The organism is Humibacillus xanthopallidus (genome assembly GCF_044793955.1).
GTDB classification, from domain to species: Bacteria; Actinomycetota; Actinomycetes; order Actinomycetales; family Dermatophilaceae; genus Humibacillus; species Humibacillus xanthopallidus_C.
The window spans coordinates 2,502,267-2,517,121 of record NZ_CP084995.1 but is presented as its reverse complement, the minus strand read 5'-3'; the positions used below and the strand labels follow the sequence as shown (position 1 = coordinate 2,517,121).

Below are 14,855 nucleotides of genomic sequence, written 5' to 3'. Positions count from 1 at the left end.
GGTGTCAGGGGGTCGGAGGGGGTGGTGGGCGCAGGCCCTGGTCCTTCAGCTCGAGGACGGCCAGCCGGCGGATCACGTCGCGGTCCTGCCGACGCCAGGCACCGGCCGGGTCGTCGGAGATCTTGGCCAAGGCCCGCATCGGCTGGCGCGCCATGGCCCGCAGCGCGAAGAGGTCGAGGTCCTCGCCCGCGTCGATGAAGCGCTGTGCGTCCGTCGCCGCGCGCACGAAGCTGATGCGCAGGTAGAGCCACACGGCGACGACGATCGCGATCGGGGCGAGCGCCGTGGCGAGACCGAGCGCGAGGGCGAGCTGGTCGACGCTCTCGCCCATCGAGGAGCCCGCCTCCTCGAGCGTCGTGCCGGAGCCCGCCGCCTGCGTCAACCAGGTGCGCAGCTGGTCGCCGACGAACGGGATCTCCTGCGCCTGCTCGCCCGCGCCCGTGAGGGCCTCGCTCACCGACTGGCCGGCCGAGGTGAGCGAGTCGGCGGGGGAGCGCAGGGCCGTGACGAGGTCGTGGACCTGCCGGCCGGCATACACCCAGAAGCCGACCCACAGGAGGATGAGGCCGTCGGCGACCAGCTGCCGAGCCCGACGGGTGGGGGTGTCCGCATACAGCTTCATGGCGCCTCTCGCAGTGTCGACGGGCCCAACCTACTGGCCCGCCAATCGTGCTGGTGCAGAAGTGGCCCGGGGCACCACGAGCACGCCGTTAGAGTGGCCTCGCGGCCACGCACTCGGCCGCCGGCCGGGCAACGGAGCCCGTCCCGACGTGGTCAGTCCGGAAGGATGTGCAGCATGAAGGTCGGCATTCCACGCGAGGTGAAGAACCACGAGTACCGCGTCGCACTGACGCCCGTGGGGGCGCACGAGCTCACCGAGCACGGGCACGAGGTCCTCGTGGAGAAGGACGCCGGCGTCGGGTCGCTGATCAACGACGCGGACTACGTGGCCGCCGGGGCCCGCATCATCGACTCCGCCGACGACGTGTGGGCCGAGGCCGACATGGTGCTCAAGGTCAAGGAGCCCGTGGCGGAGGAGTACCACCGCATGCGCGAGGGCCTGACCCTCTTCACCTACCTGCACCTCGCCGCCGACAAGCCGCTCACCGAGGAGCTCGCCGCCCGCAAGGTCACCGGCATCGCCTACGAGACGGTGCAGCTGACCTCAGGTGCGCTGCCCCTGCTCTACCCGATGTCCGAGGTCGCCGGCTGCCTGGCGCCCCAGGTCGGCGCGCACTCGCTCCTGCGTGCCCAGGGCGGTCGGGGCGTGCTCATGGGTGGCGTCGGCGGTGTCGCGAACGCCAAGGTCGTCATCCTCGGCGCCGGCGTGTCGGGGCAGAACGCCGCCAACATCGCGCTCGGCATGGGCGCCGACGTGACCCTGCTCGACACCGACCTCGACAAGCTGCGCATGTCGTTCTGGCGCTATGACAACAAGGTGCACGGGCTGGCCTCGTCCAGGCTCGCCGTCCAGCAGCAGGTGCTCGAGGCCGACATGGTCATCGGCGCCGTGCTCATCCCCGGCGCGGCCGCTCCCAAGCTCGTCACCAACGACCTCGTCGCCCAGATGAAGCCGGGCTCGGTCCTCGTCGACATCGCCATCGACCAGGGGGGCTGCTTCGAGGACTCGCGGCCCACCACCCACGCCGACCCGACCTTCGAGGTGCACAACTCGGTCTTCTACTGCGTGGCCAACATGCCGGGCGCCGTGCCCAACACGTCCACGTACGCCCTCACCAACGCCACGCTCCCGTATGCCGTGAAGCTGGCCAACGAGGGGTGGCTCGACGCGCTGCGCGGTGACGGCGCCCTCGCGCTCGGCCTCAACACCTACGGCGGTCACGTCACCTACGGGCCCGTCGCCGAGGCTCACGGGATGACCTCGATCCCCCTGGAGGAGGCGCTCTCCTGACCCAGGACGTCACGACCGGGCCACCTGCGGCACGGCTCTCGCCCCTGGAGCGGGACGTCCGCGGGTGGCTCGACCACGTCCGGGTCGAGCGCGGCGCCTCTGACAACACCCTCTCGTCGTATGCCCGTGACCTGAGGGCCTACGTCGCCTTCCTCGCCGACCGGCACATCGACCGGGCCTCCCGGGTGACGGAGGTCGACGTCACCGACTTCCTCGCCTCGCTGAGCGAGCGCGGCCTCGCACCGTCGTCGGCGGCGCGCACGCTCGTCGCGGTGCGTGGCTTCCACCGCTTCCTCGCCCTCGAGGGGGAGGTCAGCGCGGACCCGGCCGCCGCCGTAGCACCCCCGCGCCCGCCCTCACGCCTGCCCAAGGCCATCCCGGTCAACGCCGTGGAGCGCCTCCTCGCGGCCGCCTCGGTCGGCGACACGCCCGAGGCGCTGCGCGATCGGGCGCTGCTCGAAATCCTCTACGGCACCGGTGCGCGCATCAGCGAGGCGGTGGGGCTCGACGTCGACGACCTCGACCTCGGCGCGCACGACGCCGACGCGGTGACCGGCGCCGCACACTCAACGCACGGCGGGTCGCCCGGCGTCGCGCCGGTCACCAGGGCCGCCGCCCGGTTGCGCGGCAAGGGCGGCAAGGAGCGCATCGTGCCGGTGGGCCGCTACGCGGTGGAGGCCGTCACGGCATACCTCGTGCGGGCCCGGCCCGTGCTCGCGACCCACGGTCGCGGGGGACCGGCCCTGCTGCTCAACGCCCGCGGCAACCGGCTGTCTCGGCAGTCGGCCTGGGCCATCCTCCAGCGCACCGCCGACCGCGCCGGTCTCGCCGAGCACGTGTCGCCCCACACCCTCAGGCACTCCTTCGCGACCCACCTGCTCGACGGTGGAGCCGACGTGCGCGTCGTCCAGGAGCTGCTCGGGCACGCCTCGGTGACGACGACCCAGATCTACACGATGGTCTCGGTGCACCGACTGCGCGAGGTCTACGCGGGCGCCCACCCCCGGGCCCGCTGATAGGGTCACACGTGATCAGCGAGAGGCTGAACGCAGCACGAGAAGCGAGCCGAGCGGAGTGGTGCAGCCGGTGAACGAGGAGTCACACGAGACCATGGAGACCAGCGAGTCCATGCCGTCGTCGGTGCCGTCGCAGCCGTCACGCGAGCAGGCCCGCGACGTGCCGAGTGCACGCGCCGGCGGACCGGTGCCGCCGCGAGCGCCCCGAGCCGACGCAGGGGAGCGCGACGCCACGTTGCCTGTCCGCGTCGCCGACGCACCCGTGCTCGGGCCCACCGGGCGGCCGCTGCAGGTCTTCGCCGACCCGGAGCCGTTGTCGAGCCACGGACCGGCCCGCATCATCGCGATGTGCAACCAGAAGGGTGGCGTCGGCAAGACGACGACGACGATCAACCTCGGCGCGGCGCTGGCCGAGCTCGGCCGCAAGGTGCTCGTCATCGACTTCGACCCCCAGGGCGCCCTCTCGGTCGGGCTCGGCGTCAACGCGCAGGAGCTCGACCTCACGATCTACAACCTGCTCGTCGAGCGCGGCCACGAGATCCACGACGTCATCGCGCACACGAGCACGCCGGGTCTCGACCTCGTGCCCGCCAACATCGACCTGTCCGCCGCCGAGGTGCAGCTCGTCGGCGAGGTCGCCCGTGAGCAGGTGCTCGCCCGCGTGCTGCGCCCCGTGCTCGACGAGTACGACGTCATCCTCATCGACTGCCAGCCCTCGCTCGGTCTGCTCACCGTCAACGCCCTCACCGCGGCGCACGGCGTGCTCATCCCGCTCGAGTGCGAGTTCTTCGCCATGCGCGGCGTCGCCCTGCTGATCGACACGATCGACAAGATCACCGACCGGCTCAACCCGCGCCTCAAGGTCGACGGCATCCTCGCGACGATGTATGACTCGCGCACCCTGCACAGCCGTGAGGTGGTGCGCTCGGTCGTCGACCACTTCGGCGACCAGGTCTTCGAGACGGTCATCAGCCGCACCGTGAAGTTCCCCGACGCCACCCTCGCCGCCGAGCCGATCACGACCTACTCCTCGGACCACTCGGGCGCCAATGCCTACCGCCAGCTCGCACGGGAGCTCATCGCCCGCGGCGACGCCGCCTGACCGGCCCGGCGCGATGACCGAGCAGGGCATCGTCGACCGCCCGGCGGTCGACGCGGACGACGCTGCCGCCGACGGCGGCCGGCTCGGCCTCGAGGTCCCGCTTGTCGACGAGGTGCCGTCGGCCGCGACGGGCGCGCCCGACGCGCCGTCGGCGCCCACGGTGCCCTCCGCGGGTCGGTCCGAGCTCACCCCCGGGGGCATCCTCACCCGGCGCCAGGTCGTGCCGTTCGAGGTGCACCTCGACGTCTTCTCGGGCCCCTTCGACCTGCTGCTCGGCCTGATCAGCAAGCACAAGCTCGACATCACCGAGGTGGCCCTGGCCCAGGTGACCGACGAGTTCATCAGCCACATCAAGGCCGCTCAGGCCACCGAGGACGACTGGGACCTCGGGCAGGCATCAGAGTTCCTGCTCGTCGCAGCGACCCTGCTCGACCTCAAGGCCGCTCGGCTGCTGCCCTCCTTCTCCCCGCAGGACGACGAGGACCTGGCCCTCATCGAGGCCCGCGACCTGCTCTTCGCCCGGCTGCTGCAGTATCGCGCGTACAAGCAGATCGCCAGCTCCTTCCGCGAGCGGATGGCGACGGCGGGCCGCATCACCCCGCGGCAGGCCGGCATGGAGCCGGAGTTCGCGAGCCTGCTGCCCGAGCTCGTCATCGCCGTGACGCCCGAGCAGTTCGCGATGATCGCCGCCCGCGCGATGACCCCGAAGGTCCCGCCCACCGTGGGACTCGAGCACCTGCACGCGCCGCAGGTGAGCGTTCGCGAGCAGGCGGCGATCATCGTCGAGCGGTTGCGCACGAGGGGCCAGGTGTCCTTCCGCAGCCTCGTCGCCGACGCCGACAGCACGCTCGTCATCGTGGCGAGGTTCCTCGCGCTGCTCGAGCTCTTCAAGGAGTCGGTCATCGCCTTCGAGCAGGCCGAGGCGCTCGGCGAGCTCGACATCCGGTGGACCGGCAGCGAGCAGGGCGACGTGGCGATCGACGACGAGTTCGACGAGGACGACCAGGCCGACGACAGCACCGACCGACGCATGGCAGACAGCACGGCAGACGGCAAGGAAGATGGCGACGTGGGCACCACCAAGGACGACGATGAATGACGGGCCCCGGCAGCTGGGTGCCCCCGACGAGGGCGCCGGTGCCCCGGTCGCCGTCGAGGACCTCGAGGCGGCTCTGGAGTCGACCCTCGAGTCGGCGGCCATGGAGGGTGCCGACGAGCAGATCGCCTTCGACCTGTCGACCTTCCCCGGGGGTGCCCGGTCGGCGATCGAGGCGGTGCTCATGGTCGTTGACGAGCCCGTGACCGAGATGTCGCTCGCCTCCGCCCTCGAGCTGCCCGTCGAGGACGTCCTCGAGCACCTGCACGCGCTCGAGGGGCAGTATGCCGCCGACCAGCGGGGCTTCACCCTGCGCAGTGTCGCGGGGGGCTGGCGGGTCTACAGCCGACCCGAGTTCGCCCCCGTCGTCGAGAAGTTCGTGCTCGACGGTCAGCAGGCCCGCCTCACGCAGGCCTCCCTCGAGACCCTGGCTGTCATCGCCTACCGCCAGCCGGTCTCGCGGGCGCGGGTCAGCGCCGTGCGCGGCGTCAACGTCGACGGTGTCGTGCGCACCCTCGTCTCACGAGGTCTGATCGAGGAGGTCGACGACGTGGGCGAGAGCGGCGCCGTCCTCTACCGGACGACCACCTATTTCCTCCAGCGCATGGGTCTCTCGTCGCTCGACGAGCTCCCCGCCCTTGCGCCCTATCTGCCCGATGCCGACGTCATCGACGAGCTCATCGAGGAAGGACACCGATGACCGAGCACTCGAGGTCACCCCGCCAGCCCCGCAAGAAGGGCGCCGCCCCGGGCGGGTCCCGTGGATCCGGCTCCGGCACCCGCAGGTCCGAGCCCGGCGGCAGGAGCGGAGGCAAGGGATCGAGCAAGGCAGGCGCAAAGGGCGGCGGACCCCGCTTCGCCGGCTCGACCAAGCCGAGCCAGCCGACCCGGCTTCCCGACCGCAACGCACCGGCGCCGATCGACGTGCACGACCCCGACGGCGTGCGCCTGCAGAAGCTCATGGCCGCCGCCGGTGTCGGCTCGCGCCGCGTCTGCGAGAACCTCATCGCGCAGGGCCGGGTCGAGGTCGACGGCCAGATCGTGACCGAGCTCGGTGTGCGCATCGATGCGAAGTCCCAGGTCGTCCACGTCGACGGGGTGCGCATCAACCTCGACGAGGACCGCGTCTACCTCGCCTTCAACAAGCCCAAGGGCGTCGTCACGACGATGCACGACGAGCTCGGCCGCATCTCGCTCGAGGACTACGTCGGCAACCGCGAGGAGCGGCTCTTCCACGTCGGACGCCTCGACGCCGACACCGAGGGCCTGCTGCTGCTCACCAACGACGGCGACCTCGCGCACCGGCTCCAGCACCCGTCCTACGGCGTGCTCAAGACCTACGTCGCGACGATCCGCGGCCCTGTGCAGCGCGACGTCGGCAAGCGGCTGCGTGAGGGCGTCGAGCTCGAGGACGGCCCTGTGAGCGTCGACTCGTTCCGCATCGTCGACCACCAGCCGGGCAAGGCGATGGTCGAGGTCGTGCTGCACGAGGGCCGCAAGCACGTCGTGCGCCGCATGCTCGAGGCCGTGGGCCACCCGGTGCTCGAGCTCGTGCGCACCGAGGTCGGCCCGATCCGTCTCGCCGACCTCAAGTCGGGCCGCATGCGCCGGCTCAACAAGGCCGAGATCGGCGCCCTCTACAAGGCTGCGGGGCTGTGACCACGCACGTCCGCGTCGTGGGGACTGGACTCATCGGCACCAGTCTCGGGATCGCTCTGTGCAACAACGGGTTTCGAGTGTCGCTCGACGACCCGTCACCGACGGCCGTGCGCCTCGCGCGTGACCTCGGAGCGGGTGAGCTGGCCTCGGAGGACGACGCACCCGACGTCGTCGTCGTCGCGGCCCCGCCCGACGTCGTGTCGGGAGTCATCGTCGCGGCACTGCGCGAGTGGCCCCACGCGGTCGTCACCGACGTCGCCTCGGTCAAGGAGTCGATCCTGCGCGAGGTCCTCGCGGCCGGCGTCGAGGCCTCGCACTACGTCGGCTCGCACCCGATGGCCGGTCGGGAGCGGTCCGGCACCGCGGCTGCTCGCGGGGACCTCTTCGACGGCAGGGCGTGGGTCGTCGTGCCGCACCCGGACTCGACCGCGGAGGCCACCGATCAGGTCACCCGGCTGGCGACGGCTGTCGGCTCGGCCGTGCGCGTCATGCCGGCCCACGAGCACGACGAGGCCGTGGCCGCGGTCTCGCACGTGCCCCAGCTCGCGGCCAGCATCATCGCCGCCACCCTGCGCGAGCTCCCCGAGAGCGCCGTCGGGCTCGCCGGGCAGGGCCTGCGCGACGTCACCCGCATCGCGGCGAGCGACCCCCGCCTCTGGACCCAGATCCTCGCCGGCAACGCGAGCGCCGTGCGCGACGTGCTCCACGAGGTGCAGGGCCAGGTGGCCGCGGTCGTCGAGGCCCTCGACGGGCTCGTCGACGCCGGGGGAGAGGGCTCCCTCGGCACCCTCAGCCGGGTCCTCGAGGCCGGCAACCTCGGCCACGCGCGGATCCCCGGCAAGCACGGAGCAGCGCCCGCGGCATACGAGCTCGTGTCGGTGGTCGTGCCCGACGAGCCCGGCGCGCTGGCCCGGCTGCTCACCAACGTCGGCGAGGCCGGCATCAACCTCGAGGACCTCCACATCGAGCACGGCCTCGGGCAGGCCGTCGGCATCGCCGACATCGCCGTCGTGCCGGCCTCTGTCGAGCCCTTGCACGACGCGCTCGAGCGGCTAGGCTGGCGCGTCCAGGACTGACCCTGGGCAGCGGGGCACCCGAGGGTGCGTCCGGCACCCGTCGGCCCTGCCACTATCCTCGGGCGCATGTCGAGCACCCCCGAGGACCACCTGTCCGGCTTCGTCGTCGCCATCGACGGCCCCTCGGGGTCGGGCAAGTCGAGCGTGTCGAAGCAGGTGGCACGCACCCTGGGCTACGGCTACCTCGACACCGGAGCGATGTATCGCGCACTCACGTGGTGGTGCCTGCGCGAGGACGTCAACCTCGACGACGCCGACGCCATCACGGCGGCAGCCGAGCGCCTGCCGCTCTCGATCGGCACCGACCCCGATGACCCGACGGTGACCGTCGACGGGGTCGACGTCACCGCCGACATCCGCGAGACCCGCATCTCGACGACCGTCTCGGTCGTGGCGTCGGTCATCCCCGTGCGCGAGCTCATGCGGGTGCTCCAGCGCCGCCTCATCTCCGAGGCCGGTGCAGCGGACGGCGGTGTCGTGGCCGAGGGCCGCGACATCACGACCGTCGTGGCGCCCGACGCACCCGTGCGGATCCTGCTCACCGCCTCCGAGGAGGCCCGCCTGGCCCGGCGGTCGACGGAGCTGCACGGCGCCGCCGACGAGGCGTCGGTCGCGGCCACCCGGTCGCAGATCGTCGACCGCGACAAGGCCGACTCGGCCGTCTCGGAGTTCAGCGTCGCGGCCGACGGGGTGACCACCGTCGACACCTCGCACGTCGACTTCGAGGGCTCGGTGCAGGCCGTCCTGCAGGTGGTGCGCGCCGCGCAGGCGTGACGCCGGCGGCGCTCGCGTCACGTGGGCACCCCGCGCGGGTGGAGAATGGTCCCTCAAAGACGTTTCACTGATTCGAGGACACCGTGACTGACGAGACCGCCCGCCCCACCGATGAGGGCGCTCCGATCTCGACCGCTCCCGTCGACGACGCCGCCGTGGAGCGCGCGCTGCGCGCCGGGCTCTCCGACTTCGAGCTGAGCCCCGAGGACGAGGCGCTGCTCGAGGCCGAGGGCCCGTATGCCGCTGACAGCACTCCCCAGGGGCCGCTGCCCGTCGTCGCCGTGGTCGGCCGACCCAACGTCGGCAAGTCGAGCCTCGTCAACCGCATCCTGCGCCGGCGCGAGGCCGTCGTCGAGGACGTGCCCGGGGTGACCCGCGACCGCGTGTCCTACGAGGGGGAGTGGGCCGGGCGCCGCTTCACCGTCGTCGACACCGGCGGCTGGGAGGCCGACGCGACCGGCATCCACCTCCGGGTGGCCGAGCAGGCCGAGATCGCGATCGACCTCGCCGACGTCGTGATGTTCGTCGTCGACGCAACCGTCGGAGCCACCGACGACGACGAGGCCGTCACCAAGCTGCTGCGCCGCTCCGGCAAGCCCGTCGTCCTCATCGCCAACAAGGTCGACGACCAGCGCGGCGAGGCCGACGCCTCCATGCTGTGGAGCCTCGGCCTCGGCCAGCCGTGGCCCGTCTCCGCCGTGCACGGCCGTGGCAGCGGCGACGCGCTCGACGCCGTGCTCGAGGTGCTCCCGGCCGTCTCGGCGCACGGCGCCTACGCCCAGGGCGGCCCGCGGCGCGTGGCGCTCGTCGGCCGGCCCAACGTCGGCAAGTCGAGCCTGCTCAACCGTCTCGCCGGCTCCGAGCGGGTCGTCGTCGACAACGTCGCCGGCACCACCCGCGATCCCGTCGACGAGCTGATCGAGCTGGGCGGCAAGACGTGGCGCTTCGTCGACACCGCGGGCATCCGCCGCCGCGTTCACCAGTCGCGCGGTGCCGACTTCTACGCCTCGCTGCGCACGCAGACGGCGCTCGAGAAGGCCGAGGTCGCCGTCGTGCTCATCGACGCGTCCGAGCCGATCGCGGAGCAGGACGTTCGCGTCGTGCAGCAGGTCATCGACGCCGGTCGCGCGCTCGTCATCGCCTACAACAAGTGGGACACCCTCGACGAGGAGCGCCGCCACTACCTCGAGCGCGAGATCGACAAGGAGCTCGTGCAGGTGCCCTGGGCGCCGCGGGCCAACGTGTCGGCCCTCACCGGGCGGCACATGGACCGGCTCGTGCCGGCGATCGAGACGGCGCTGGAGTCGTGGGACACCCGCGTGCCGACCGGCCGACTCAACGCCTTCCTCGGCGAGATCGTGGCCTCGCACCCGCACCCGGTGCGCGGGGGCAAGCAGCCGCGCATCCTCTTCGCGACCCAGGCCTCGACGCGTCCGCCGCGCTTCGTCATCTTCGCCTCGGGCTTCATCGAGGCGGGCTACCGTCGCTTCCTCGAGCGTCGCCTGCGCGAGCAGTTCGGCTTCGAGGGCACCCCGATCGAGGTGTCGGTGCGCGTGCGCGAGAAGCGCAGCAAGCGCTGACGTCAGCGCCGGCCACGCGGCATACCGTCGTCGGCCGGACGGGAAGATGCGAAAGGGCGCCCACGACTCACGTCGTGGGCGCCCTTCGGCCGTCAGGGCTCGGCCGTCAGGCCCGAGCCGTCCGCGCTCAGGCGGCGGGGGTCACGCCGTACGTCGCGAGCCAATCCTGCACGACGGGGATGTCGATGCGCTGCATCCCATCGAGGAAGCGGCAGTTGGACGTGTAGCCGTAGCTCGTGACGGTGACCTGGTAGCCGTCCTTGAAGGTCGGACCGCCCGAGTCGCCGAAGCACGAGCCGCCGGTGCCGCGCGTGTCGTTGTAGTTGCCGTTGACCTGGAGGATCTGCGGCGTCAGCTTCTGGCCCGGCGCGTCGGCCACCCGGCGGATCAGCGGGTAGGACATCGGCTGCGGCTTCTGCGGGCCGCTCAACGGCTTGCGGACCTCGGTGCCGTAGCCGACGATCGTGAAGAGCGTGTGCGCGAGCTGCGACCGCTTGATGGTGTCGAGGTAGCCGGCAGGAGCGATCGTGGCCGGCGTGATGCCCGTGACGGGCGCGCTGAGCACGACGACGCCGACATCGTTCCAGTTCTTGAGGTCGGTGAAGTCGGAGTACTCGGGGTGCGCGTCCTGCGTGCCGAAGTACCACGTGCGACCGCGGTCGTCAGTGATCGGGCCCGTCTGGGTGTAGCCGGTCTGGCTCGATCCGTCGGCCGCGACGTCAGGGGCGACCGGGATGCCGTTCGGCGGGGCCTCGGCGATGGTCGAGCTGAACGACACGATGGTCTTGCCGACCGTGTCGGCCGTGCAGTGCGCCGCGGTGACGAGCACCGTCGGGGTGACGAGCGTCGCGGTGCAGCGGTAGCGCAGGTGGTCTGCCTTGTCGTAGAAGAGGATGACCGCGACGTTGGGGTGCCCCTCGCCGTCGGGCGTGCCGCCGGTGATGGCGGTGGCGGACATCGCGGGCACGGTCACGAGACCGGCCACGGCAGCGGCTGCGAGCAGAAGGGTGCGCACCGAGCCGCGGAGGCGGGCGCGAGGACGACGGAGCATGAAGTGCCTTTCCAGTGATCGATCGGTCCCCCCGAGCCGCGGTGGTCACCTGAGTCTCGTGCCACCTGGCGATCCTGTTGTGGGGCGAACCTACTCCGCGCAGGGGCCTCGCGGGGCGAAGAGCGCCGCGAGGGCCCCGATTCGGAACTCCAAGCGGGTGTGCGCTAGGGTTTCGTTCGCCCGCAAGGGCATTCGGGCTGTGGCGCAGCTTGGTAGCGCACTTGACTGGGGGTCAAGGGGTCGCAGGTTCAAATCCTGTCAGCCCGACCGAATAGCAGCAGGTCAGAGGCCGTTCCCGGAAGTCCGGGAGCGGCCTCTCGTCACGTCGGCCGCTGGCCCCGATCGTGACGAGCCTCCTCGGTTAGCCTGATCGCAGTGGCTGCGCCGGATGGGCGCCCGGTGGAAGGTTCTGGTGGACCAGCGAGATGTCTGGCTATTGGTTCAACATCGCCCTCGTCGTCGTGCTCGTGATCCTCAACGCGGCCTTCGCCGGATCCGAGATGGCGCTCATCTCACTGCGCGAGGGCCAGCTCAAACAGCTCGAGCGGGGAGGCAGCCTGACGGGGTTGCGCCTCGTGCGACTGGCCCGCGACCCGAACCGTTTCCTCGCCACCATCCAGATCGGCATCACCTTGGCGGGATTCCTCGCCTCGGCCACCGCAGCAGTCGCCCTGGCGGCGCCCGTGGCGCCGGCGCTGGGCTTCCTCGGCGGCGCCGCAGAGCCGGTGGCGGTGGCGCTCGTCACCCTCGTCCTCACCTTCTTCACCCTGGTCTTCGGCGAGCTGGCGCCCAAGCGGCTCGCCATGCAGATGGCGCTGCCGTGGGCCAAGGTCGCCGCCCGGCCCATCGACCTGCTCTCGACCATCAGCCGCCCCGTCGTCTGGCTCCTCGCACGTGCCACCGACCTGGTCGTGCGGCTCCTCGGCGGACGGGCCGAGGTCGCCCCGCAGGACCTCAGCCCCGAGGAGCTCCGAGAGCTCGTCATCTCGCATACCGGCCTCAACCCCGAGCAGCGCCAGATCATCAGCGGGGCCCTGGAGATCCATGAGCGCACCCTGCGCGAGGTCCTCGTCCCACGAGGCAGCGTCGTCACGATCACGCAGGACCAGAGCGTGGGCGAGGCCCGCGAAGCCCTGGCGGCGTCACGGCACTCACGCGCACCGGTCACGCGCGGCCACCATCTCGACGACGTCGTGGGCGTGGTGCACTGGGCCGGGCTGGCCGAGGCTGACGCCGACCTGCCGGTGACCACGGTCATGGGCGCCATCGAGATGTTCCCCAACACCGTGCGCGTGTCGGCGGCCCTCCGGGAGTTCAAGACCAGCCGCCAACGGCTGGCGGTCGTCATCGACGAGCACGGGGCAGTCGACGGCATCGTGACCCTCGAGGACCTGCTCGAGGAGATCGTGGGGGAGATCTACGACGAGACGGACAGCGACACGATGGATCTCGCTCCGGACGAGGACGGCTCCTTCCTGCTGCCGGGCACCTTCCCCCTGCACGACCTCAGCGACCTCGGGATCGTGCTCACCGTGAGCCGGGACGTCGACTACGCGACGGTCGCCGGACTCGTCCTGCACCACCTCGGCCGCGTGCCCACCGGAGCCGGTGACGTCATCGATGCCGGAGACGGATGGCTGTTCGAGGTCACCGAGGTCACCCGCCATGCGATCACCGGGGTGCGAGCCCGCCGAGCAGGCGACGAGGCGGGCTGAGCCGCCTCGTCACCAGTCCCCCCGCCGGACCTCTTGCCCGGTGGACCTCACGCCCGGTGGCCCTCACGCCCGATGGACCGGGATGGCATGCACCCCGGAGGCGTCCGAGAGCACGAGCACCTCGTCAGCCGCCGGAGAGGCGCCGAGGGCCGCCATCACCTCGTCGACGGTCCAGGGCGAGCCGCCGTCCTCGGCCGTCCAGGCCTGCACCCTGCCACCGGTCTCGTGCGCGACGGCGTGGGCGATCTCGGGGTCCGGCGGGCCCACGAGCAGGACGTAGTCGGGGCTGTGGGCAGCGCGGGGCAGCATCCGGCGCCCGGCCCGGTAGACGGCGCCGTGATAGCCGGCGATGGCGCCGGTGCTCAGCAGGATGCCGATGGGCACGCGCATCTCGCGCAGCGTCTCGGGGCCGACGGTTCCGGTCACGAGGTCCTCGAAGAACACGTAGACACCGACGAGGAGCGCGACGACTGCCGCCATCGCGCCGACCCCGAAGAGGACCAGCAGGTAGATCCGGCGCGCAGGGGAGGCGAGCTCCACCGCTGGCTCGGCTGCGGCGGCACGCCGGATCCGGCTCCAGAAGGACCACCACACGGGGCTCCCGACGACGAGCAGGGTGCCAGCCAGCAGCAGCGTGTTGACGGCGCTGACGCCGAGGACAGCGGTCTCGGGCCCCACGACGGCCTCGATGCCAGCGACGACGAGCATGGTCAGGCCGGCCGCGGCTGCGAGCAGACCGATGGCCGCCATGAGGTACTCGTAGACGCGCCGCACCTCGGTGCGAGCCGTGACGCCCGCGTCAGCCAGCACCCTCTGGTGGTAGAACCACACGACCACGCCGACGAGGGCGGCCGCGGCCGCGAGGGGTGTGTCGATGAAGTGGCGGGCCGCGTCGGAGATCTCTGGCTCACCGACGAGCCACACGAGCAGCGTGTAGAGCACCGTGCTGGCGGACACGACAGCCGTCACGAGACCGGCGCCGCCGACGAGCAGGACGTAGCCGAGCCACAGCGGATCACGGGCTGACCGCGATGCGGTCCGCAGCCAGTAGAGCCACCAGACGAGGGCACCCACGCCCAGACCGACCGCGCCCGTCACCATCTGGTCGGCCAGTGGGGGCACGATCTCGGTGCCCATCCCGAGGAGGCGCTGCCCGGCTGCGCCCGCGAGGGCGATGAGCCCGGTCGCCGCCGTGCCGAGCCCGAGCAGGGATCCGCCGAGGTGGTGCAGCCGGGACTGCCCGGCCGTGACGAGGCGCAGGTGCACCCACCAGTGGGCCGCCCACGCTCCTCCCCAGACCACCAGAGATGCGAGGGCCGCGGCCCCGTCCGGCACCACGCCCAGGAGCCCCCGCACGGACGCGCTGAGCGAATCCATGGCCACCGCGAGCGAGGTGAGGCTCGCGAGGGTGACATAGGCGGCCCAGGCCCCCGACTCCGCCTCTGCCGGGTCTGCCCTGAGGCTGCGCCCCGACCACCAGGCGAGGGCCGCATAGAGCGGCAGCCCGACGACGGTGAAGGCGAGGCTGAGTGCCAGCCCCGACTCGTCCTCGACGACGGGTTCGGCACCGATCAGCCGCCCGAGCAGCCCCGACAGCCCGATGGCGGCCACGACGAGCAGTCCGTAGAGCACGAGGTACTGGAAGAACCGCCGGACGGCGTGGGCGTCGGGCGGCGCCCCACGGGCCTGGCTCGCCCCCTTCCGCCCGGCCAGGACGACGGCGACGACCACGGCGATGGTGACCAGCAGCGAGATGACAATCATGTCCGCACTCCTTCACACGCCTGGAGTGGCCGCGGGTGCCTGTCGACGACTTCTCCGACCCGGCAGGGTCACTCCATCACGCCCCGAGCGTGCTCCCGGCGCAGGTGCCC

Annotated in this window: 13 protein-coding genes and 1 tRNA gene; 11 read left to right on the top strand and 3 right to left on the bottom strand. The window is 71.8% G+C overall.

Features of this window, described 5'->3' with window-relative positions; genetic code table 11:
- Positions 1 to 4: 4 nt before the first annotated feature.
- Positions 5 to 622: a hypothetical protein gene (locus LG278_RS11135; protein ID WP_404387021.1), complete on the bottom strand. Its 618-nt coding sequence runs from the start codon at positions 620 to 622 to the stop codon at positions 5 to 7.
- Positions 623 to 796: 174 nt separating this feature from the next.
- On the opposite strand from LG278_RS11135, the gene ald reads away from it, so the two are divergent.
- From ald to der, 9 genes are all read left to right on the top strand, one after another.
- The gene (gene ald, locus LG278_RS11130) at positions 797 to 1,912 is read left to right on the top strand and encodes an alanine dehydrogenase (RefSeq protein WP_404387020.1); all 1,116 of its coding nucleotides are present in this window, start codon (positions 797 to 799) and stop codon (positions 1,910 to 1,912) included.
- Positions 1,909 to 2,928 (top strand): site-specific tyrosine recombinase XerD, encoded by a 1,020-nt coding sequence (locus LG278_RS11125; protein WP_404393617.1) that lies wholly within the window; start codon positions 1,909 to 1,911, stop codon positions 2,926 to 2,928. The genes ald and LG278_RS11125 overlap by 4 nt, the downstream gene beginning before the upstream one ends.
- Positions 2,929 to 3,022: 94 nt before the next feature.
- Positions 3,023 to 4,030, top strand: coding sequence for a ParA family protein (locus LG278_RS11120; RefSeq protein WP_404387019.1), 1,008 nt, complete (start codon positions 3,023 to 3,025; stop codon positions 4,028 to 4,030).
- 13 nt (positions 4,031 to 4,043) lie between these two features.
- Entirely contained in the window at positions 4,044 to 5,129 is a 1,086-nt protein-coding gene (locus LG278_RS11115; RefSeq protein ID WP_404387018.1) for a segregation and condensation protein A, read from the top strand.
- 100 nt (positions 5,130 to 5,229) lie between these two features.
- Positions 5,230 to 5,826, top strand: coding sequence for an SMC-Scp complex subunit ScpB (gene scpB, locus LG278_RS11110; protein WP_404393615.1), 597 nt, complete (start codon positions 5,230 to 5,232; stop codon positions 5,824 to 5,826).
- The gene (locus tag LG278_RS11105; RefSeq protein WP_404387017.1) at positions 5,823 to 6,785 is read left to right on the top strand and encodes a pseudouridine synthase; all 963 of its coding nucleotides are present in this window, start codon (positions 5,823 to 5,825) and stop codon (positions 6,783 to 6,785) included. The genes scpB and LG278_RS11105 overlap by 4 nt, the downstream gene beginning before the upstream one ends.
- Positions 6,782 to 7,861, top strand: coding sequence for a prephenate dehydrogenase (locus LG278_RS11100; RefSeq protein ID WP_404387016.1), 1,080 nt, complete (start codon positions 6,782 to 6,784; stop codon positions 7,859 to 7,861). The genes LG278_RS11105 and LG278_RS11100 overlap by 4 nt, the downstream gene beginning before the upstream one ends.
- A gap of 66 nt (positions 7,862 to 7,927) precedes the next feature.
- On the top strand, positions 7,928 to 8,635 hold the full coding sequence (cmk, locus tag LG278_RS11095; RefSeq protein ID WP_404387015.1) for a (d)CMP kinase: 708 nt from the start codon (positions 7,928 to 7,930) through the stop codon (positions 8,633 to 8,635).
- 83 nt (positions 8,636 to 8,718) lie between these two features.
- Complete coding sequence (der, locus tag LG278_RS11090) at positions 8,719 to 10,215, top strand: ribosome biogenesis GTPase Der (RefSeq protein ID WP_404387014.1); 1,497 nt, start codon at positions 8,719 to 8,721, stop codon at positions 10,213 to 10,215.
- Positions 10,216 to 10,342: 127 nt separating this feature from the next.
- On the opposite strand, the gene LG278_RS11085 is transcribed toward der, so the two are convergent.
- Entirely contained in the window at positions 10,343 to 11,266 is a 924-nt protein-coding gene (locus tag LG278_RS11085) for a trypsin-like serine protease (protein ID WP_404387013.1), read from the bottom strand.
- Between the two features lie 193 nt (positions 11,267 to 11,459).
- On the opposite strand from LG278_RS11085, the gene LG278_RS11080 reads away from it, so the two are divergent.
- A tRNA-Pro gene (locus LG278_RS11080) sits at positions 11,460 to 11,533 on the top strand.
- 158 nt (positions 11,534 to 11,691) lie between these two features.
- The gene (locus LG278_RS11075) at positions 11,692 to 12,981 is read left to right on the top strand and encodes a hemolysin family protein (RefSeq protein ID WP_404387012.1); all 1,290 of its coding nucleotides are present in this window, start codon (positions 11,692 to 11,694) and stop codon (positions 12,979 to 12,981) included.
- Between the two features lie 63 nt (positions 12,982 to 13,044).
- On the opposite strand, the gene LG278_RS11070 is transcribed toward LG278_RS11075, so the two are convergent.
- The gene (locus LG278_RS11070; RefSeq protein WP_404387011.1) at positions 13,045 to 14,745 is read right to left on the bottom strand and encodes a DUF5671 domain-containing protein; all 1,701 of its coding nucleotides are present in this window, start codon (positions 14,743 to 14,745) and stop codon (positions 13,045 to 13,047) included.
- Positions 14,746 to 14,855: the final 110 nt, after the last annotated feature.